General features: G+C 40.3%; 17 protein-coding genes and 1 tRNA gene. 3 read left to right on the forward strand and 15 right to left on the reverse strand.

What is annotated here, in order from left to right; translation table 11 throughout:
- Positions 1-2 precede the first annotated feature (2 nt).
- Together PP181_RS14885 and PP181_RS14890 are read right to left on the reverse strand one after the other, a co-directional pair.
- Positions 3-902 carry a MerR family transcriptional regulator gene (locus tag PP181_RS14885; protein WP_272637667.1) on the reverse strand — a complete coding sequence of 300 codons (900 nt, stop codon included), beginning with the start codon at positions 900-902 and terminating at the stop codon, positions 3-5.
- Positions 903-1,015: 113 nt separating this feature from the next.
- Positions 1,016-1,099, reverse strand: a tRNA-Leu gene (locus PP181_RS14890).
- Positions 1,100-1,356: 257 nt separating this feature from the next.
- Here PP181_RS14890 and PP181_RS14895 point away from each other — a divergent pair.
- The 3 genes from PP181_RS14895 to PP181_RS14905 all read left to right on the forward strand — a co-directional run bounded on the left by PP181_RS14895 (position 1,357) and on the right by PP181_RS14905 (position 5,923).
- A complete protein-coding gene (locus tag PP181_RS14895; protein WP_272637668.1) occupies positions 1,357-3,129 on the forward strand; it encodes a glycoside hydrolase family 2 protein in 1,773 nt (590 codons plus the stop codon).
- Positions 3,130-4,119: 990 nt separating this feature from the next.
- The gene (locus PP181_RS14900; RefSeq protein WP_272637669.1) at positions 4,120-5,037 is read left to right on the forward strand and encodes a 1-phosphofructokinase family hexose kinase; all 918 of its coding nucleotides are present in this window, start codon (positions 4,120-4,122) and stop codon (positions 5,035-5,037) included.
- Between the two features lie 196 nt (positions 5,038-5,233).
- The gene (locus tag PP181_RS14905) at positions 5,234-5,923 is read left to right on the forward strand and encodes a 3-keto-disaccharide hydrolase (RefSeq protein WP_138257666.1); all 690 of its coding nucleotides are present in this window, start codon (positions 5,234-5,236) and stop codon (positions 5,921-5,923) included.
- Positions 5,924-5,946: 23 nt separating this feature from the next.
- Here the strand turns inward: PP181_RS14905 and PP181_RS14910 are convergent, their stop codons facing one another.
- The 13 genes from PP181_RS14910 to agaR all read right to left on the reverse strand — a co-directional run bounded on the left by PP181_RS14910 (position 5,947) and on the right by agaR (position 22,105).
- Complete coding sequence (locus PP181_RS14910; protein WP_272637670.1) at positions 5,947-6,852, reverse strand: EamA family transporter; 906 nt, start codon at positions 6,850-6,852, stop codon at positions 5,947-5,949.
- 10 nt (positions 6,853-6,862) lie between these two features.
- Positions 6,863-8,404, reverse strand: coding sequence for a hypothetical protein (locus tag PP181_RS14915; RefSeq protein ID WP_272637671.1), 1,542 nt, complete (start codon positions 8,402-8,404; stop codon positions 6,863-6,865).
- Positions 8,405-8,661: 257 nt separating this feature from the next.
- A complete protein-coding gene (locus tag PP181_RS14920) occupies positions 8,662-9,363 on the reverse strand; it encodes a LamG domain-containing protein (RefSeq protein ID WP_272637672.1) in 702 nt (233 codons plus the stop codon).
- A gap of 34 nt (positions 9,364-9,397) precedes the next feature.
- Complete coding sequence (locus PP181_RS14925) at positions 9,398-10,090, reverse strand: c-type cytochrome (RefSeq protein WP_272637673.1); 693 nt, start codon at positions 10,088-10,090, stop codon at positions 9,398-9,400.
- 109 nt (positions 10,091-10,199) lie between these two features.
- On the reverse strand, positions 10,200-11,681 hold the full coding sequence (locus PP181_RS14930; RefSeq protein ID WP_272637674.1) for a flavin monoamine oxidase family protein: 1,482 nt from the start codon (positions 11,679-11,681) through the stop codon (positions 10,200-10,202).
- A 248-nt stretch (positions 11,682-11,929) separates the two neighbouring features.
- Complete coding sequence (locus PP181_RS14935; RefSeq protein ID WP_272637675.1) at positions 11,930-13,096, reverse strand: amidohydrolase family protein; 1,167 nt, start codon at positions 13,094-13,096, stop codon at positions 11,930-11,932.
- A complete protein-coding gene (locus tag PP181_RS14940; RefSeq protein WP_272637676.1) occupies positions 13,071-14,042 on the reverse strand; it encodes an amidohydrolase family protein in 972 nt (323 codons plus the stop codon). The genes PP181_RS14935 and PP181_RS14940 overlap by 26 nt, the downstream gene beginning before the upstream one ends.
- A 264-nt stretch (positions 14,043-14,306) precedes the next feature.
- Positions 14,307-15,662, reverse strand: coding sequence for a Gfo/Idh/MocA family protein (locus PP181_RS14945; protein ID WP_272637677.1), 1,356 nt, complete (start codon positions 15,660-15,662; stop codon positions 14,307-14,309).
- Between the two features lie 30 nt (positions 15,663-15,692).
- Entirely contained in the window at positions 15,693-17,750 is a 2,058-nt protein-coding gene (locus tag PP181_RS14950) for a glycoside hydrolase family 36 protein (protein WP_272637678.1), read from the reverse strand.
- Positions 17,751-18,815 (reverse strand): amidohydrolase family protein, encoded by a 1,065-nt coding sequence (locus PP181_RS14955; RefSeq protein ID WP_272637680.1) that lies wholly within the window; start codon positions 18,813-18,815, stop codon positions 17,751-17,753.
- Positions 18,812-19,636, reverse strand: coding sequence for a class II fructose-bisphosphate aldolase (locus PP181_RS14960; RefSeq protein ID WP_272637681.1), 825 nt, complete (start codon positions 19,634-19,636; stop codon positions 18,812-18,814). The genes PP181_RS14955 and PP181_RS14960 overlap by 4 nt, the downstream gene beginning before the upstream one ends.
- Before the next feature lie 3 nt (positions 19,637-19,639).
- On the reverse strand, positions 19,640-20,584 hold the full coding sequence (locus tag PP181_RS14965; RefSeq protein ID WP_272637682.1) for a carbohydrate kinase family protein: 945 nt from the start codon (positions 20,582-20,584) through the stop codon (positions 19,640-19,642).
- A gap of 735 nt (positions 20,585-21,319) precedes the next feature.
- Entirely contained in the window at positions 21,320-22,105 is a 786-nt protein-coding gene (agaR, locus tag PP181_RS14970) for a transcriptional repressor AgaR (protein WP_138257678.1), read from the reverse strand.
- Positions 22,106-22,231 lie beyond the last annotated feature (126 nt).

A 22,231-nucleotide genomic window follows, 5' to 3' on the forward strand; every position in this document is an offset into this window, starting at 1 on the left:
GGTTATAAATGATGGACCACCTCTTCAATTGAAGTAAAGGTTTTTACAAAACTTGGAAGTTTGGTGCGTTCCAAATGTTGGATTTGACGACCAAGTATCCATAGTTGTGGGTTTGAAGTATCCCTTAGATATAATTCAAATTCCTCAAGATAGGTGGCTATCTCGGTTTTGTCCGGCTTTACCGTGAAGTAAGATAGGAAATAAATATTGTCAAAATACTTTAGGAGATCGGTTAAATTTTCAATGGGTATCGTCTGGCCCAAATAAACCACTTTATAACCTTTTAGAAGAATCTCATAGTTTAGGTACAATATACCAATGTCATGTATCTCGTTTTCGGGTAAAAAGGACACAAAAACCTTATCCGTTTTAGTTGGCTTTTGATGTTGTATCCTCTCCGTATTCACCAAAATTTTTTGTTTGATGAGACTGGTTATGAAATGCTCATGAGCAGGGCTAATGGTATCCGTTTGCCAGAGAAGCCCGATTTCGTTCAACAGGGGAATAAATGCATCCTTAAAGACTTCCCTAAAAGACTTTGTACTTAGAAGTTTGTCATATGTTTCAAAAAAAATGGTTTGGTCAAAATTCATCATTGCCAACTTAAAGGCATTCAGATTTTGTGATTTACTGGTTTTTTTTGAAACTACCTCCTTAACGGTATTTGGTATTACCGATTCGGGAATCTTTGCAATCTTGGAAATTTTATAACCATTATCGTATAAAAGAGTGATGTTCAGAAGCTTTTGTAAGCTGGACAAGCTATAGGTACGTATATTCGTATCTGTCCTTTCGGGGGATAGCAGGTTATACCTTTTCTCCCAGATTCTAATGGTATGCGCCTTGATGCCTGATAAGTTCTCAAGGTCCCTAATGCTGAATATTTTCTTTACGTTGTTCATAGTTTGAAGAAAAACGTTAAACAAACTTAATGAATTGCATCTAAAGTTGGTTGGAAAAGATGTTAAAACCTCGCTAAATAAAAAAAAGCCAGGTAGAAAGTACCTGGCTTTTGTGCCCACGACTAGATTCGAACTAGCACGTCCTTACGAACACTACCCCCTCAAGGTAGCGTGTCTACCAATTTCACCACGTGGGCGATTCAGAATTGGGCGTAAAGATAAAAAGGTATTGTGTATTTCAAAGCAAATCTAAGATGAGTTTTAGACTATGGCTACTAAATAAGTATCGTATTTCAGTTCGCTTCAAATAATTCATGAATTGTGATTTGACAAAAGTGCCAATTTGGACAAGCTCAAGGAATTATTTTTAAATTGTTGTTATAAACCAATTTTATGTCCAATGATTTCTAAAAATAGTAGTATTCATGCTTTAATCTCCCTTTGCCTTTGTTTTTTGAGCTTCACCTACGGTCAATGGAAACCCGCCGGTGATAAAATAAAAACCAAATGGACCGAACAAATAGACACCAAAAATATCTTGAATGAATACCCTAGGCCGTTGATGGTTCGTGATCAATGGAAAAACCTGAATGGTCTTTGGGAATATGCAATTACAAGAAAAGGGGAGTCGTGCCCAACTAATTTTGAAGGTGCGATTTTGGTTCCATTTGCTGTGGAGTCGAGCCTGTCCGGAGTTATGAAGGAAGTGGGCAGTGAAAGGGAATTATGGTACCAAACCACCTTTGAGGTTCCTTTGGACTGGAAGGAAAACAATATGCTGCTTCATTTTGGGGCGGTAGACTGGAAAGCGGATGTCTGGATAAATGATATACTTGTGGGTTCCCATACTGGTGGATATACCCCTTTTGAATTTGACATTACACCTTTTTTGGGGGAAGGCGATCAAAAATTAACCGTTAAGGTTTGGGATCCCACGAACGATGGCCCGCAGCCCAGAGGAAAACAGGTAAAGAATCCGGAGGGAATTTGGTACACCCCGGTAACTGGAATTTGGCAGACCGTCTGGTTGGAACCTGTTCCAAAAAAGAGGATTCGCAACATAAAGACAGTCCCAAATTTGGATAGGGGTACCGTTTCTGTATATACTGAAATCGAAGGTGCCGCCTATGGCGATATTGCGGAAGTATCCGTTCTGGATGCTGGAAGTTTGGTTTCAAAGGCGAAGGCCAGGGTTGGTATGGAAATTGAGCTGCCGGTAAAAAACCCAAAACTTTGGTCTCCAGAGACGCCATTTTTATATGACTTGGAAGTAAAACTTATGACCGATTCCAAGGAAACGGATAAGGTAGAAAGTTATTTTGGGATGCGAAAGATCAGTATGAAGAAAGATGCGTTTGGCATTGTAAGGATGCAACTGAACAATAAGAATTATTTTCAGTATGGTCCCTTAGATCAAGGATGGTGGCCAGACGGACTCTACACGGCCCCTAAGGATGAAGCACTTGAATATGATATTATCAAAACTAAGGAACTTGGCTTTAATATGATCCGTAAACATGTCAAGGTGGAACCGGCCCGGTGGTATGCCCACTGTGATAGGCTTGGTATATTGGTGTGGCAGGATATGCCCAATGGAGACAAAGGGCCTCAATGGCAGAACCATGACTATTTCAATGGAACCGAATTTAAAAGAAGTTCGGAATCGGAAAAAATATACAGAACCGAATGGAAGGAAATAATGGACTACTTATATTCCGTTCCAAGCATCGTGGTCTGGGTCCCATTTAACGAGGCCTGGGGGCAATTTAAAACCGAGGAAATTGCGGAGTGGACGAAAAGCTATGACCCTAGTAGGTTGGTCAATGCTGCCAGTGGTGGTAATTTTTACAGGACCGGCGATATTGTCGATCTTCATAATTATCCAGGGCCTGCCATGTATCTGTACGATGCACAACGGGTAAATGTACTAGGGGAATACGGAGGTATTGGATTGGCAGTTGAAAATCATCTTTGGAAGCCTGAGAATAACTGGGGGTATGTAAAGTTTAAAAACTCCAAGGAAACCACGAATCAATATATTGAATATGCTGAAGAATTGAAGAAATTGGTAAAGGCAGGTTTCTCCGGTGCGATTTATACCCAGACAACGGATGTTGAAGGGGAAGTGAACGGTTTTATGACCTATGACCGTAAGGTGGATAAAATGGATTTTCCGGCAGTTCGTAAGGTGAATTTGGAAGTGATAAATAGTGTTGGTGAGAAGTAGCTTTCAACACTATTGTGAAAACACTGTTGCTTTTTTGCAATGGTAGGTTATATAAGTCTGTACACCTTAAATAGAAACGAGGATGTCTAAAAAGTCATTTCTTCTGTCAATTCGAGCGGAGTCGAGAATTATAACTTATTGGTTATTAACGCATCTCGACTTTAGTTTATCTTGAGCGGAGCCGAAAGGCTCGATGTGACATATGAATGGAATTGCGACTTTTTAGACAGCCTCTTTGGTGACCTCGGCAGGATTACCTTTGGTTTTCCTGACAAAGCTCCGCTTTTAAAATCAAAACCTCACTAAAACAACAAAGCAAGCTATGTTTTTTGCTTGCTTCGTTTTCAACTTATTGTTGATTTATTCGTGACCTGGCTGAGGTCTGAACTTACTTTGCTCAGGCCAATGAGAATCAAATACTTGCTATTTTGCACTTCACGTGTTGACGAATTGTGAACTTTAACTTTCGTTATACGAAAATACAGAATTTATTTCAGTGTTGATTTATACTACCAAACTTTTCGGTTTAACCGGAAACTTACATTGAATTTGAAAAACGGAACCGTTTTGATTACCGTTAGAGTTCATCGATAGAATACAGAAGCGCTAGTAAAACTAGAATGGTAGTTTTAAATGTTGAACAACATTACTTTTTCACTTTCCAATTTTTATACTACAAGTTTAATTAGCAGAGATATAAAGATTTTTAATTGAAAAGATTAATTCCGACTGTAGAAATGCTTTGTAATCGATAACCCTGAATATTAAAGATTGGATTTACAATCAGCCTTTAACATTTAAATTTGCTATTCCAATACAACTTAAGGCAACATACCTTTAAAACTTTGTTTAAAAAGTTCAATTGATTAGAATAAAACTACGATACAATAAAATAAAAAGGTTTTGAAATATTTATTTAATAATTAAACTTTCATATTATTTTTATATTTATTTCTCAATATTTATTTAACACATTTAATTCTGCAAAAAATGGTTCTTTCTGTATGCCCAAATCCCTCAATAGATACATATGCATGGCTGGATTCTTTTAGGATAGGTCAGGTAAATCGAATCATTGAGCTCAAGGAGTTCCCTGGCGGAAAAGGAATCCATGTAGCAATGGCTTTAAAAGAGTTGAGCGTTCCAGTTTCTTTATTGGGGAATTGGGCCGGTCCAAATGGACATTGGATTATGAAGGCCCATCCCCTTAGAGGAATAGAAATCGGAGGGCCTCAACTTAATGGTAGCACCCGAAAATGTTTCACCTTTCGTTCTGAATTGGATAATGAATTAAACAATACGGAATTGTTGGAACCTGGTCCAAAAATGTCCACTTTAGATTGGGATTTATTTCAGGTCCAGTTTCGGAAAGCATTAAGCCATTGTTCTTTGGTTTGCCTCTCTGGCTCATGGCCCTCCGGAGCCCCGGACGACGCATATGCCCAGTTACTTAAAATTTGTAACAAAGAAAACAAAAAGGCCATTTTAGATTGCTCAGGGGTGCAACTGGAGAACGCCTTAAAGGTTAAATTTTACGGCTTACATATTAATGAGCATGAAGCTGTAAGTAACTTTGGCGTTGAGAAGCACTCCGAGATTAGGAAATACTTAAAAAAGAATGTTCCGATGCTCGCCATTACCAAAGGGAAAGAAGGTCTATTTCTTTATTTACATGATCAATATGTTCACGCCAATGTAAAAGTTGAAGAGGTTAAAAGTACTGTAGGTAGTGGTGATTGCCTCACGGCGGGAATAGCCTTTGCTACATTTAATAATATGCCGATAAATAAAGTTGCCGCTTACGGAGTCGCATGCGGAGCGGCTAATTGCATGAATGAGGACTTAGGAATGTTGCATCTAAACGACGTACAGACTTTGTTGCCAAGGGTTGAGATTAAAAAGAATTGATAGTTTGCCGATTTAAATGACACGGTCTGATTTGATAATTGTAATAATGAAAGTTCTTTATAAGTTAACTCGGTATTAGTATTACATCAGTTTATGGTGGATAATTCCTTTTTCAAGGAAGCAATACAAGATCCGAATTGTAAATAATTAAGGTTGTAGTTGTGAAAGAAAATCATTAATTAAATAAAAGAATATTATGAAATTTCTACTAGGGTTCGTATTTGGTATTACATTGATAACTTCTTGTCAGAAAAAAGAAAAGGAAATAGATCTTTTTAATGGGGAGGATTTAAGTGGTTGGCATATCGATGTGCCTCAAATGGATACCATTCCCGATAGCACGAACCCATTTGTAATTCGGGACGGAATGTTGGTTAGTCTGGGTGAGCCAAGAGGTCATCTTATCACCGATAAAAGCTACAGTGATTACAAGCTTTTGATAGAATATCGATTCCCCGGCAGGCCCGGTAACTGTGGAGTTTTGGTCCATGCTTCAAAACCGAGGGCGTTGTATCAAATGTTTCCCAAATCGATAGAAGTACAAATGCAGCACGGGGATGCCGGTGATTTTTGGGTTATTGCCGAAGATATACAGGTTGACCGTATGGAAGAACGTAGAGGTCCAAAGGCCGAATGGGGTAGTACTGAAGATAAGCAAAGAAGAATCCTAAACCTTACGGATAGTTCAGAAAAACCGCTTGGGGAATGGAACACCATGGTTGTAGCCTGTGTGGGAGACGAGATAAAGGTATGGGTAAATGGTGATTTGGTAAATTATGGGTATAATGCCACGGCCAGTATAGGACAAATTGCCTTGCAGGCAGAAGGTGCTGAAGTGGAGTTCAGAAGAGTAAGCCTAACAACCATTGATGTACTGCCAGATTAGGGAAAAGCGCTATAGTGGTAAGCTTATTTGGAAATATTCTTTTGTTGTGTTTCTGGGTCACCGGAATCAAAAGCTAGAAAAAAGGCGGCCAACACTGCTAAAACGATTCCGATTATTTTAAAAGTACCAGGTATAAATCCTAATACGATCATGGATATTACCGAGGTTATCAGGGGTGCCCCGGCATTCGTCATCGGTGAGACCACCATTGCTTTACCATAGCGGAAGGCATAGACCAGACAAAGGGCTCCAATGGAATTTAAGATCTGTATGGCAGCGGCCAGCCATGGACCCTCGACCCCATAATTGATTTCTTGGGAAAAATCGGTCATAATAAGTGCGATGGGAATTAAGGCCAATCCGGTAAGGGTCATATAGAAGAAAATACTCTCCGCGTTCATGGATTCGTTGGCAAATTTCATAAAGTAGGCCTGAAGCCCCCAGGCAAATAGAACAATTACAGCAAGAACAAACCAAAGGAACCCGTAGTCTGTCGTTTCATTGCCGTCTGAATAATCAAATAGGGGAAGTGCCAATAAGGCTAATATAATTCCTATTGTACCTAGAATACCGGTACGTTCCTTAAGAAAGGTATAGGAAAGTACGATGGTTACCATTGGCGATAGTGAGATAATGGGAAAGATTAGATAAGAGGGTCCTTCGGAAACGGCATGAAATAGCACCATTTGACCGCCTGCGCCCAATAGTCCTATTAGGCATCCATAAAGTATTGAATTTTTATCTCGGTTCAATTTCCAGTCAATCAGTTTCAAGGCAATTATTGCCGGTGGAATCATCGTGATTGCCCACACGCAATACACCAGGGTTTCCGGAAAACCATTTTCGGTGGGCAGCCCCGTAAAAGCGCCCCAAATGCCCCAAAAAACTGTTGTTATTATTGCAAAAATCAACCATAGTTTTGATTTCATATGTCTGGAATTACAGATTTCTCTTTAAAATTAACGCGCCATCATCTTCAAGCTTTTGTGCGCATGCCCAAGTAACGGGACGTCTTACTCCTTTGATTTCTATAACGGCAGAAAGCCTAAGGCCTTCCCATTGGGTATCCTTTGGAAGCATAATGACGGCTTGCCTTACTTTTCCTGGTAAAGGATATCCAGGATCTAAACTACCTGAGACTTCAAATGTGTTTGCGGCATCCCGCACCTGGATTCGCAGCGCACCTGGTACACCCGAAATACCGTCGTTGACCAATCCCAAGACCAGACCCGGATATCCCTCTTTTTCAAAGGACCAGATCCAGGAAGGGCGCACACGGTAACCAATACTTCGAGATAAAGTGTTAAGTGCCTTTGGGTATTTGTCATGATAACTCATGAGATTTTCCAATGCAATGTCATGCCAATTCCAAAGTGAAAAGTAATTGGGTCCTACATCCTTTACATGGGCGATGATATTTTCATTTCTCATTAAGCCGTCCACGACCCTAAGATCCCCTATATTGCCCTTTGTGATGCCCTGCTCAATTGTGGCACCGATCCATGTGGGCCTATTGCTCAAAACGTCGATCTGTTCGTTCTCTATGAAAATAGTATCTGTTCTAAGCCAGTTGTATGACCTAATGGTCTTCTCCAAGACTTCGGCATTGCCTACATGATTATAATCGGGTTGGGTATTGGTGGTCAAGGGAGTTTTGGACCAATTAGCGGCCTGATGTTCAAAAATTTCAACAAAGGTATCGCGTGCCTTGTAGTAATCTGGAAGTGGCGAGCCTTCAAAGGGCCAAGTATGTCCTTCTCCCCAAAAACCGTACATACAAGTATCTACGTATTCCACAAGCTCATGTCCGTTATATCTTTCGGCAAGAAGCGTATCCATTTCCTTAAAGGCCTTCATAAATTCCGGGTGGTCGTACCTTGGGGCATAGTGTACCTTTCCGTTAATTCCTATTTCGTCGGTAGTTCCCAATTTCACCATGGGTACTTTATCGTTTAGGAAATCTGGCAGGGATTGTGGCTCAATAACAGGACTCATCAATTGGATCCGAAAAGCAACTCGCTTCCCATACTTTTTTGCCATTTCAAAAGTAAGGTTCCAATGTTCGGGAAATTCCAATTTACCTGGCTCCTTCTGAATGTCCCTCCAGTCTACTCTTAGGTACAAAACGTCTCCAAGTTCCCATTTCGCCAGTTTTTCTATAGCACTTCGAAGACTTCCATTTTTAGGCTTGGGAGGCCCTACCTCGTCGCAAATATAGGTAACCAGTCCCATCCCAAAATTCCTTACAGGTGCGGTTGATGGCGTGGTCGTCATTACAACATCGCTTCCTGGAACATTGGCTGCTGGGCCATAATTAATAAATGGACCTTGGTATAGACGATCTTTAATCGGAGGGGGAGGACCGAAATCATTATGCGGGACACCATGTTTGGGAACATTATTGGAGGAAGCACGTCCTAAGTTAATCCCTGCTAAGAGCGCTGTAAGCCCTCCGGTTACCATAAATGACCTGCGTTTCATAATTTATTGGATGTAGCGGACCAAAGGCTATTTTGAAAAACAATATGTGGTGCCTTTAAATCAAATATATTAATATTTCATATACTTTCTAAATTTTAATTACGAAATGTTAAGAAAGAATATTTATATATATAGAAAGTTATTGAAATATAATTTAGCATAAATATTAATTCATATAAATATTTCGCAACGAAAAGTCCTTTAATTTTATTTTGTTAACAAGATAAACCACCTCAACTCCTGAACCCCTTTCAGGTTCAAAATTTTTTCATATTCAAAAGGGCCAGGATTTGATTTCTAGACAGTGCCCGCTCATAAATCCGTAACTCGTCCAAACTACCTTTAAAGAATTGGGTGCCCCCAGGATAGTTGCCAAGCATCAAAAAATCTGGGTTGCCCTTTTGAGGTTTGATTTCCGACATCTCCATGGGCTCTCCATTTAAATAGAATTGGTGTTCGTGACCATCATAGACATAGACACAATGATGCCACTGGTTCAATTTAGGTATTTGGTTTTCAAGGATTGTAGCCCCTCCCCAATTCCAGACATCGAGACCCTTGGTTCGGTAGCCCGGAGCTCTAAAACCAAATTGAAGTCCAATGGCTTGAACCGTGTCCACCAAGGCGATCATGTTTCCGGCATCCATGGAGTCCTTAAACAATGGGTCGTCAATAATACTGTACCACCATGAGATGGTAATAGGGCTATTTAGATGGGGTTTTTTGTTTAGCGACAGGCCTAGGCTGGTCGAGGTTCCGTCAAAGTAGAAGGCTCCATTAGGGTTACCGAAACGGTCGGTAGAAGTTCCTGTATTATATTCGTACAGATTAAATCTTTCGTCATGTCCTTCTACTTTCCAATCAGTTACTGAGAGATAGTACAAGGGTACGGGAAGCTGATTATGACCGCAAGATATGATTAATAAGAATAATAGTATGTAATAGGTGAATTTTGTCATTGATAATTTTTGTAAACGAACCTGCATTACCATATTATCGAATTTGTAATGGTATGCTATTCTGCCCTTTCATAGAGGCGGATGAAGTATAGCTTGCTGTGAGCACATATGTTCCCTCTGAGATATGTGCCGGTTTTTCCATGATTTGAAAGGTACCCTCCAACCCAGTTAGGATCCATTGGTACTTTCTACTGCCTTGAGCGAGGATGAACGCTGCAATTTTCTCGGATTCTTCAACCGTTAGTCCTGGATTTGCGGGCATTTTTATATCGCTCCATTTGCCTTCTGAGCCCGCCAAGATACTACCTGCCAAGAACTTGATGCTTTTTGGGCTTTTCCCATACCTTTCGGCAATTTCAGAAAACGATGGACCCGTCATAACCTTTTTGTCTCCATGGCAGGAAAAACAAGTAGAACCCATCATCAGTGATAACCCGTCATAATCGGTCTCTTTTTTGGTCGCTTCTATTTTTTCATTTAGTCCGGTCTCTTTTTTGGCAGGCAAAAATTCAATTTCCAGAAGGACTTTGTTGTTCGGTATTTCACCATATTTGGAATCTCCGTCAATAGAGTCAGAAACTTCGATGGAATATCGGACAAAATCACCCCAGGTAAGGTTTCCATTGGTCTGACCAAGGTCCAATTTTACATGGGGCACGGATTTTTTCTGTCCCTCGATTCTTGCGGTACCTGAGGTTATCGGCAACATGGAAATGGCTTCCGACATACTTTGGTATCCAAATTTTTTTATCGGACCTATCCAATAAAGGAAGACGGGGAAAATCAATATAACAAATAGGATATTTCGCATGATCTTGTATTGAACTATTCTCTACTTAAGCCCCATCGATTTCCTGGGCAACCCTATTGGCAGCGTTTGTAGCCGCCTCCATTCCCCAGCTTCTGTTGTCTGTATGGGCACCTCCAAAATGAATTCTACCATGGGAGGTCATGGTATGGGGCCAAAACTTGGATAGCTTGCCTAAACCCGAAAATCCATGGCGCTCGCATCCGTGTACGTATGTATCTTTTGACCAATCCTTAACCAAGGTTTGCTCAATATCTATATTCGACCGTTTGCCGGGGTAAAGTTCCATAAAGGCATCCAAGGTACGGAGTGGATTCGTTCCCCCTGGTGCTTTGACCATTAAGCAAACACGATCTGTATCTACTTCGTTGGCAACTTGCCAAATGTGGCTAAGTGCTGGATGGTTGAATGATAGATTGATGCTTACATTGTCCTTCAACCAGAATTTAGATCGAGCTTGAAAGACGATTCGTGTGGTCTGATCATATTTGAGATGCTCCACGACATATTGTTTCTCTGGTGGAAGTGGCGGTGTAAAAGGAATATTTTTTAGTGCCGTCGTTCTTAGGCAGCAGGCCAGGTAATCTGCCGACATTTCCTTTACTTCCCCCAGTTCCCGATATATAGCTTTCACCCCTGTATTGTTATTTTCTATTTCCAAAATCTGACACCCCAGCTTTATACGTGTTCCCAAGCGTCGTCCAAATTCATTTGTTAATTCCTGATTTCCTCCTTTAAGACGAAATAGATCTAGCGTATCGTCATATCCACGTTTGTGCATTATAAAGGCTTGCCAAATACTATAAAGGGCTGATGTTTGACTCCCTCCCAAGATTGACATTGCAGCTTTGGAAGCTCCTGCTTCCTCATAGATTTGGGAGACCGGTATGTTTTCCAAATGGTCGTAGCCAATTCCAAAAGGCTGGTATTCATCTGTAAATTTTTCAAAATAAGGCTTCAGATATAACAATTGTAAGTTGCTGACTTGATTTGATTTTAGAAATTTCAATTCATGCTTGTTGAATCCCCCCAGTTGCTCCACCCTCTTATCGAGAATTTCTTTTTGCATTTCATCGGTCTGCCATACCCCGTCAATTCTTGTTATTCTATGCTCCCTATGATGATAGGGTAGCACGGCAAGCTTAAACTCATCAATATACTTCCAGTAGTTTTCGTAACCAGGTTTTGTAAAATTTTCGGCGCCAAAGTCGGCATAAAGTCCATCAGCCAGTCCATCGTGAACGGAAAGTATTGCACCGCCAAATCGGCCAGAGGCTTCCAGTACGGTTACCTCATGTCCCTTTTTCATCAATTCGTAGGCACAGCAAAGTCCGCTGATTCCGGCCCCAGCAACGATGATTTTCTTAGTGCTTCCTGAGGAATTTTGTTCAATTATAGGTTCATCAATGGTAGATTCCCCCTTTGCGATGAGGTGGGTGGGGACTAGAGAGGTGCCCAATCCGGAGTACAGGGTGTTTTTAATGAATCTCCGTCTTTTAATTTGTTTCATTTAACTTGTTTTTGGCGTTTATAGTACCATTCCAACACAAACATTCTGAAGCCGAATTTTTAGTTAAAGCTATTCTTTGATTTGTTCAAATCTCAAAAAGGTTGATTATAACTATTTTATATTCAAATAATTACAATAATTTTTTTAAAAGTTATTTTTGTTGGGCGATATACTCGCCTTTTAAAAATTATAGTGGGTCCCAACCGTTTTTGGTAATCAACATCATCTTCTTTTCCTATTTTTAGGGGTTACTCCTTTTTAGTAAAACCCAAAAGCCTTGAGGCATTTTTAAAGTAAATCTTATCAATTACCTCCCGAGGAAGTTTTAAGCCTTTTAATTGTCCATAACCTTTAAGTTCCAAAGGACGATCGGTTACTAAGAATGCCCATTCATCAAGCCATTTCTGGTGAATACGGTCTTTTAATTCGGCAGGTTTATCCGTTGGGTTAATGGCCATGTCCGTACCATATATCAATCGGTCCTGATAGGTAATGAAAAACTCCCGTGTTTTTTGCCTATCATTAAATGTGTGTAGTTTAAGGTTTGGCATACGTGTTATGTCCACACGCATTTTAGGATAAGCGTCCAAACGTTTTGCCAGTTCTTCCAAACTCCACTCCAAGCTGCCAAGGTGAGCCCCCATAAAATTCAAATTAGGATGTTTCTTCAGCATATTGTCCCTTGCATTGATCTGATCTTCATAGGAAGGATATTCTGGATGCAAATACATATGATACTCAGGGTGGGCACCATAATAGCCTTGGTTAAAAGTCATTTCTTCCAAGGGTAGCCAGCAATCCCTTGGTTCTCCATTATGACCAAGCAATGGTATATCGTTATCAGATAGAAAGGTCAATAAGGAATCAATTCTGGGATGGTCAACCATTACAAAATCTCCATTTTCATTCCTCAGGTCCATACCTATGTTTTTCCAGATCTTTACGGCGATGGCACCTTGGGCAAAGGATTTTTTGAGATGGGCTATGGTAGTGGCCACCCAATCCTTTTGGTTCCAATTGGAAACTTTGAAAGTGGTGGCAAAGTTCATTTGATTTGGAAAATTAGTCAGGTGAATTTTGGCAAATGCTTGTTGTTCGTCCATGGGTACTCCAAATGGACGATCATCGACGATATCCAAAAAAAAGAATCGATCTTTTATTGCTTGATGTATGAAATAGGGTTGTACCGTGTTGATATGGATATGGACATCAAATTTATCCACACGATTGAAATCTTCCAGGGTATAATAAGCCTTTTCTTCTATATCGGGTAACTTGGCCTGATATCCTTTCTGTGCCATTATGGGTAGCAGGGTCAACCAAAGGGCGAAAAGCAAGACGATTTTTCTTTGGTTCCTAATTGACATAGTTATCTCTGGTATAATGGCCTTAAATTCCATACGTTTTTTTGGCATTTGAATTAAAAATCTTATTGAGTACTATGGAAGGAAGACCAAGCCCTCTAAAGTTGCCTTCCACCTCAGGGACTTTAAAGGTTCCGTGACCTGAGAAATAATCCCAGTCCGATTGATACCGTTCATCCAAATACTCCATTAGCTCAAGTTTCGTATGATTATCGGCCCAAATAAAGTCGGTGCCATAAATTATCCGATCCTGGTATTTTATAAAGAAATCATGTACCTTTTGCCATGCCGAAACAGTCTGATGTTGCACATGGACAATTCTTTCCGCCAAATCGACCATGGCCAATGGAAAGCGATCCAGCCATGCGGCAATTTCATTAACATCCCATTCCAGACTTGCCAAGTGTAATCCTACAAAGCGTAGTTTTGGATGTCTTTCGAGCATTCTATCCCTTGCTGAAAGCTGGGCTTCATAATCTGGTACCTCGGGATGTAAGTGCATATGATATTCTGGATGCTTCATAAAATAAGAGCGATCGGACTCCACGGTCATTTGATCGAATGGTAGCCAACAATTTTTAGGCTCTCCATTATGGCCCAGAACAACTACATTATTTTCTTCAAGAAAATTAAAAATAGGTTCAAAGGAAGGATGGTCGATCATGGGGTAGCTTCCATATTTATCTTGGAGGGTCATGCCAATGTTTTTCCAAACCTTTACTCCAATGGCGCCCATGTCCAATGATTTTTTAATGAAATCTAGACTTTTATTTACCCATTTTGGGGAACCCCATGAAGCGCAGGTGAAGGTAGTGGTGAAATTTAAATAATCTCCATAAGCCTTTTTTAATTCCACTACGGTTTTCAACTGGTCGTCAACAGTAGGAAATCCTGGAATATCCGTGACTATGGATACAAATCCGATATCCTGTTTAACACCGTATTCCAAAAGTTCGGTTTTAGGTGAGTTTAAATGGATATGGGCATCTATTTTCATTTCGTATTGAATTTATATCGATGTATTTTAAAAATGTCAAAAAGGTTTCTAGTTGGTCATTGCCATCTAGGCAGAAATTTATATTGGCCTTTTAAAATTGCTCATTTCGGTTTTTCTATTCCCATACATCAAGATGAAAGCAACAATCTTCTTAAGGCCTAAGATGTTCTTGCCAAAGCATGGGTTAGCAACAAATATATGTCCCTGTTTTAATGGTCAAATCAGAATTATCTAGCTTCCAAAGCTATACTCGAAAACTATCGTTTAATAAGTCGCTTTCATCCAATTATAAGGTTTTCTCTTGATCCAAAGACCCCTTGTAAAATCTGGAAAATCCTGAGGTTCACCATTATTGGCAATTGAGGCTTCAGACAATGGGGTCACTGCACTCCATGCTGCCGCATCATATGCGTCCAAAGGCGGGGGAGTATTGGCCTTAGCCGATTCCACAAAAGAATTAAGTACAAAGAAATCCATACCTCCATGACCTGCACCTAGTGCATACTCACCATAATTCTTCCAAAGGGGGTGGTCATATTGCTCCAACCATGAAGTAGCTTCGTCCCACTCGTGTGATTCTCTTGACTTCCCTTCAATATAGATTCTATTACCATCCACTTCCCAGAGCCCATTGGCGCCTTGGACCCGGAAGCCCAGTGAGTAGGGCCTAGGAAGATTACAGTCGTGTGTGATGATAATAGTCTCATCATTTGCAGTATCTATAGTTGAAGTAATGACATCACCCAGTTTGAACTTTACCTCGGCATTGGGGTGCTCCTTGCCCCCCACGGCCACTACATAGTTATGTAGCCCAATGGCCTTTGTTGCATGCGAGGTTAAGGAAACAAATCTGTTACCTCGGTTTATGTCTGCCATTATGGCAATAGGGCCAAGGCCATGTGTAGGATAGACATCAGCATTGCGTTTTACCGAGTGTTCGGTACGCCATTTGGCTTCTGAAATTCCTTTTTCGCCAAACTCTGCGCCCTTGCCATAAGCAGACTTACCATCGTTAAATTTTACATGCCTCAAATCGTGCTGATATCCACATCTAAAGTGTACCAACTCACCGAATAAGTTCTGTTTTACCATATTGAGTACGGCCAAGATATCCCTACGGTAATTCACATTTTCCAAAATCATCATATGTGTTCCGGTTTTTTCATGGGTATTGACCAAGTCCCAACATTCTTCCAGAGTATTGGCCGCGGAGACTTCTACACCAGCATATTTTTCTGCTTTCATGGCATCTACGGTCATGCGGGTGTGCCAAAGCCATGGTGTGGCAATGATAACTGCATCCACTTCCTTTAATTCTAACAAGTTCCTATAGTCATATTCAGAACTTCCGAAAACTTTTGGCGCTTTGAACCCTGCCTCTTTAATATGATTTTGAGCTATTTTCAACCTATTAGCATCAACATCACAAATGGCAGTCACATTAACGTCTTTACGCAGCAGAAGGTTTTTGAGATGGTTGGTACCTCGCAATCCTACCCCTATCAAACCTACGTTCAATTTATCATTTTCGCTAAAGTACCGGGTGGCAAAGCTAGGTACTGCAAAAAGGCCTGCGCTTACCAAAGTAGTATTCTTTAAAAAATATCTTCTAGAATTCATAATCGCTGTTCTTTGTTATAACTTAATGTATTATTTTGGTGAAACTTCCAAAAGAAGAAAGTCCTCAAAAGATGCATTATAAACAGGATTTGCTCCTGAAATCTCTCCCAAAGTTTCATTGTGGTAGTAATCCTTAATATGATAGGTCTTATTCCTATCGAGACCTTTCAATTGGATATCACCATCCCAGCGATCCGTATAAAAGGCGTAAAAAAGAGCGCCATCTTTCTGAATGACGTGCCCTTCTGGTTTGTCATATCCAATATCATAAAGGTCACCTAGATACGTTCCTTTGGAGAGCATCAAGTTGTTGTAAAGATCGAACCATTTCTTCCAGATTATTTCTTTTTCAGGGGTAAGAAGATATTTTCCAGAGGCATTGGGATTGTCTTTGGGCCAAGTGAACTTTGTACCTAGAACCGCCCCAATACCGAAAGAGGTGGCGAAATCATCTGCTCCATCGCTTAACTCCACATGATCACCGTAGTAGGCTGTTTTTGGAACCAAGGCTTTATAAGTTTTTCCTTTATGACGAATCTGCCAACTGGAAAGAGGGTCGGATGATACCGCTTGATTCATTGAAGCCATGTTGTAAAAGGACATACAGGTACCACAGGGACAGTTTTCTATCACCGCATGAGGCTTGATGCTTCGGGCTTCTTCATATATCATCTGAAAGAAATCGGGTAAGCCTTCAACAGAATTGTTTGGGTTTTCCAGCGTATGGTCTGGAGCTACGGCATTCATATGCTGACCGTCCATCTTTAAACCATCGAACCCCCATTCTTCCATGAATAAATGTATGGTTTCCTTGGTATGGGCTATAGTAGCATCTTTAGTCGGGGAAAGGTAATATGAGTTCCACCACGTTATGTACTGCGGAGCCCCATCTTCCTGAATGATTTTACTATCTGGATGTTCTCTTAATACCTTGCTCCCTGGATCTGCTGCTAGGGGTGTCCACCATATTTTTGCCTTTAGCCCGCTGTCATGTATTTTGTCGACCAGTCTTTTAATTTCTAGGTTTCCTTGTGGAAACTTTTTGGGATTGGCGTTCCAATCCCCCTCCGCAATCTGAAAGCCATCATCCAACACGGCCCACTTAATTCCAAGTTCCTTTACTTTTGGTAGTGTACCTATCACCTCGTTCAAGGTAAAATCCCTTTCATAGCCCCATGCACACCATATGGGTTCAAATGAGGCTTCTTCCGGCTCCGCTATGGTAATACCCTTGGCCTGCATCAGTTCTGAATATCTTGCAAGACTCACAAAATAATCACCAGTGCTGAGGGAAACAAAGGTTTCAAGGGTTTGAATCGTGTCTTTAGGCTTCCATATTGTATGATCATCAAAATCTTCTTGAACGCCAATCTTCGCACCCAAAGGATTTGAAAATACTTCGGTAGGCAGACTTACCAACTTGGGTACCAGGGCCAAATGGCCCACGGTAACATTTACATCTTTACGCCAAACTGAAGTCACGGGAATACCACCTCCATAATCGGAATCGTTCATGCCCATGTAGTTTTTTTGATAATAACCGGCCTCCAGTGGTTTTACCCAGTCACTTCTTGAAGATGAGGAGCTTCCTTGAAAGGCCCAAAATGCTGGTTCGTCATTTTGAGATTCAATAATATAGTTATTATTTGACCAATTATCTATAATAATATTATTTGATGACATATTTATATAGGTAACTTGGGTGGAAACCAAATTTGGGAATGAGTCATAGGTAGTTAGGCGTACCGTTTTTTGAATGTCTATTTCTTCGTTTTTATAAATTCCTTGTAGTACCCATTGTCTTCCGGGTAAGTCACCACCAATGGTAGTTTCATTTGTCTCTTGATGTTTGAACTGTTCAATGGTCTTGCCGTTAATCTCTATGTTTTCCGAAGGTTGAAAAGACGAAACAAGAGTCTTTGTTTGTGGCAGGTTACTGGATATTTTGGTTTTTAAGTAGGTGTCAACCTCATAAATCAATGCTCCGTTTTCAATTTGGAGTATGACGCTATTGCCAGATTCCTTACGGCAGCTGGCAAGAAGTACAAAAGCCAAAATTGTTATAATCCTTATACTGAAATATCTCATCTATTTTAATATTTTTCTTGCATTTTCACTATACACCTTTCGTAATGTATCCTCGTCAAGATTTAAACCATTTAATGGCCAATGGTAGCTAAAAAGTTCATGCTCATAAAAATGCTCATCTGCGGTTTCTAAAATTCTAAAAGTAGTCTGGTACATTGAATCGTCCATCCCCATATCCGTTCCATATAGTAATCGGTCCTGATATTTTTTAAAGAACGCACTGGTCGCCCTAGGTACTGGAGCTACTTCTGCATAGCGGGCGGATATATCAGCGTATAGGTTTGGATACTGATCAAACATCTGGCCTAGTAAACTTAAATCATAGCCACAATTTGCATAATGACACGCTATAAATGTGGTGCCGGGGTTGTTGGACACGGCCTCTTCCAATGTCTTCAGTAATTCTGCATGAGATAAAACGTTAGGATTCGCTGTATCGATTTTCCAGGTGGCCGCATTCATAAGACCATCGTTATGAACGTCTATAGGTTCGTACATCCAGATAGGTTCTGCGACATGAATATTTACTGGCATCCCCAATTCCCCACAACGCTTAAGCAAGGGTTGCATCCTTTCGTCGTTAAAGTGCATCCCCGGTGCAGGTGTAGGACCTGAATTCGCCATGCCCAATCCTTTGTCCCCGAGTTCCCCAACTCCCTTGGCACCCACTTTAAAACAACGTTCAAGTTCTTTGATTGCCTTTTGAACATATCCTTTCTCTCCATATCCGCTATAATCAAAGCCGCACCAAATTTCAAATCTATCCCCATATTTTGAATACGCTTTATAGATGCTATCAAACTTCTTTCCAGTTTGGTAGGTAAGGATGATTGTTTTTTCAATACCACGTGCATCCATGGTTTTGACCCATTGCCCTATCTCTTCATCATTGGCAGCATAGGGATGCGAATGGACATCTATTGCGGTAAATTTGGCCTTGGTAATTTCCGTTTTTTGAACATTGTGAATGGTTTTTGGCCGGTAATCCTTGAGCAGGATATCTTCTTGGGCACTAGAGGAAAAAAATCCAAAACTCAGACACAGGAGCAGAATTATTCTTTTCATGATTCTTTAAAGTTTATGGTTTTCAATTTTGCACTGACAAGGGTTACAGCTGCCGTGGTTGCGGTGGGGAACACTTCCCTTAAATCAATATTATCGGTATGCTTTAGTGTCTCTTGTAAGGATTTCATAAAAACATTCTTTATCTCAGTGGCCAAATTTATTTTGGTTATACCCATTTTAATGGCTCGCTGTAGTTGATCGTCAGGAATTCCCGAGCTGCCATGCAGGACAAGGGCGGCATCCGTGACCGCATTGATTTCTGAAATCAGGTCAAATTGTAGATTAGGTGTCTCCTTATAGAATCCGTGGGCGGAACCAACGGCAACGGCCAGGGCATTTATACCGGTAGCTTCAACGAAGGCCTTGGCTTCGTCCGGACTGGTATATATCATTTTTTGCTCTTGGCCCAGTTTTGAGATGTAGCCCAGTTCAGCTTCCACATTGGTCTCGTACCCCGAAGCATAGTCCACAATCTGTCTCGTCACTTTTATATTTTCGGTAAATGACTTTTCACTTGCGTCTATCATAACGGAGTCAAAGCCGGCATCAATGCACCGCTTTACCAAATCTATATTTTGACCGTGGTCCAAATGAAGCCATGCTTCTACACCAAACTGGGAAATGGCTGCCCTGGCAAGAGATGTGGCTACCTCCAGTCCCATATAGTGGATCGAACTTTCGGAAAGCTGGAGGATTAATCCGGATTTCATCTCACGGGCTGCCGTTAGAACCGCCGCAAGGGTTTCAAAATTGTAAAAATTTGTTGCAAGCAGTGCGCTCCCGTTTTTTTTATTGTGTCTTAGTCTTTCTTTTAACTCCATAATTCAAAGGGTAAACCCGAATTTTTCTATTGCTATTTTTTCAATGTACTCCCTATTTTTAAAGGATGTGGTGCCGCCAGGTTCAAGCGTATTGATTGCGCCCATAACGTTTCCTACCTCCAGGCACCGATTTAACTCGGACCCTTTTATAAATTCACTTATGAAACCGGCATCGAAGCTATCGCCCGCACCGATACAATCGGCAACCTCGCTATTAAGGAATGCGGGTTTGGATGTTAGGTTTCCTTGATTCCAAAGATGGGCACCATGTATCCCATCCTTGATAACAACATAATTTGCATACTCCTTAATTTTTTCCAGCCCATCGGCCAGTTCCGGAACGCTCGTTATGTTTTTAAATTCCACTTCGTTGGGCATCCAAACATCTAGGTGAGGTAGCAAGCTGCTCAAATCCAGCTTCCAATTTTCTGAAGGATCCCATTGCGGGTCCATGGATGTTGTGATACCTAATTTTTTCGCCCTTTCGAAAAGTTGGACCGCATGTTTCTTTATACCTTTTTGTAGGAAAATTGAACTTAGGTGCATGTGTTTACAGCTCAATAACATCTGATCTGTAATATCCTCGACCGTTAAGTGCTCCATGGCCCCTGGAAAGGTAACATTTGCGCGATCCATCCCATAGTTCATTACAATGGTCAGTCCGGTACTGTATCTGTCTGATGACATGACAAAATCTATATTCACTTTTTTGTCAAGCAGGGATTTTTTTATAGTGTCGGCGAAGCTATCATTGCCCAGTAAACCCACCATGCCAACGGACACACCTAGAGAGCTAAGGTTACTTGCAAAAATGGCCGAACTACTGCCCAAGGTTAAATTGAGCTGATCAGCCCTGATTTCCTTTCCAATTTCGGGGAACCCTTGAATATCATTTAAAATTATATCAACATTTAACTCGCCAATTACTAATACATCGAAAGACGCCATGGTTCTTGATCTATTTATTTTTTGTCCTTTGAGGATTTAGGTAATCCTTGTTTGACCCATCATGAAGCTCGCTCTTTCTGACCCAAGCTGCAATAAAGTTCGGTCTATAATTGCCTAAGAATTCTATTTACTTTTTTTAAAAAAATATATCAAATAGGTATTGACTCCCACAAATGGAAACCCATGATAATCTTTTCACTTGTAAATATAAAATTATTGTTTACTTATTCTACCTTTTTATTATCAAAAAAAATCTTTTTTAAAGTTGTTTTTATATTGTAATAGGTTTAAAATGGTCTGATTTACTGAATTGATATTTATTGATAACTAAAAGGGTTGTTAAATATCCACGGTTCGTAATAAGGGGTGGGGTAAAATGATATTATAATATAAGTAGATTATTAAAAAAAAGACAGAACATACATGGTGAGAAGTACGTAAATATATTTGGTAAGCCCCATTTAAAATGCATGTTCGCCTTAATGGACAAAGGTCTTTGCTTTTCAAAGAGTGTTATCGGGATTGCCATACGATTTAACCATAAAAATTCTTATTGAATATTTTTATGAAGCTTGGCTAAAGTGCAAATTTTCAGGAAAGGGTTTTTGGTTAAAGGAATGTAATCGTATGGTTGGTTGGCGGTGAAGAAAATCGTGAGTCATTATTCCATGATGTCGACTTCAAGTTCGTCTAAGGCGCAAAGAATTGAAGCTTGGCCAATTACTTAAATTAGTTTTAGGCAACGATAACTTGAATATTCTGGTCCTTAAGCCAAACTAGGTCTTCCTTGCTAATCTTATCGTCGGTGATGACAATATCTATTTTACGGGTAGGGCAAATGAAGGCAAGACTTCTGCGCCGAAACTTACTGGAATCAGATACAAGAATAACCTCTTTTGTAATTTCGATCATCACTTGGTTTAAGGAAGCTTCTTCAATGTTTGGCGTAAACGCACCTTCCTTTATGTCAAATCCGTCGACCCCCAAAAAGACCTTGTCCACATAAAAATTTCGCATGCTTTTTTCGGCTAATGGGCCAACTAGGGAATGTGAGTTTTTTCGCAAGGTCCCTCCAGGTACAATTATATTTATATTTGGGTACTTTAGCAACTCATTGGCTATGTTCAAAGCGTTGGAGATTACATTTAACGATTTGTTAGAACCAAGGTTTTTAGCGATTTCCATCGTTGTTGTTCCCGAATCAAGAATAATTGTTTCCCCGGAGTTTACTAGCTCTGCCGCCTTTTTACCAATCCGAACCTTTTCGGTATAGTGCATCTTGTCCTTTTCAGATAATTGAAAATCCATTCCAACAGAATTCTCATTAATCATAGCACCTCCCCTTGATCGTATCAACAAGCCCTTTGTTTCGAATAGTTCCAAATCATTACGAATGGTGACCTCACTAACACCAAATTCTTCACTTAACTCGTGCACGAAAACCTGTCCATTTTCATCGAGTAGATTCAATATTTTTTTTCGTCGCTCAACCGTAGATCTTTTCGATTTTACTTCCTTCATTGAATAGGATTTTTCTTTAAAAAGCAAATATAGGCACATATGTTAGCAACCATCAAAAAAAAATGATTTCAAATAAATAAAAATAGTTAAAGAAACTTTAAATAGGTTTTATATATTTGCAAAGAA

This window comes from Maribacter sp. PR66 (assembly GCF_028464205.1).
Classification (GTDB): Bacteria; Bacteroidota; Bacteroidia; order Flavobacteriales; family Flavobacteriaceae; genus Maribacter; species Maribacter flavus.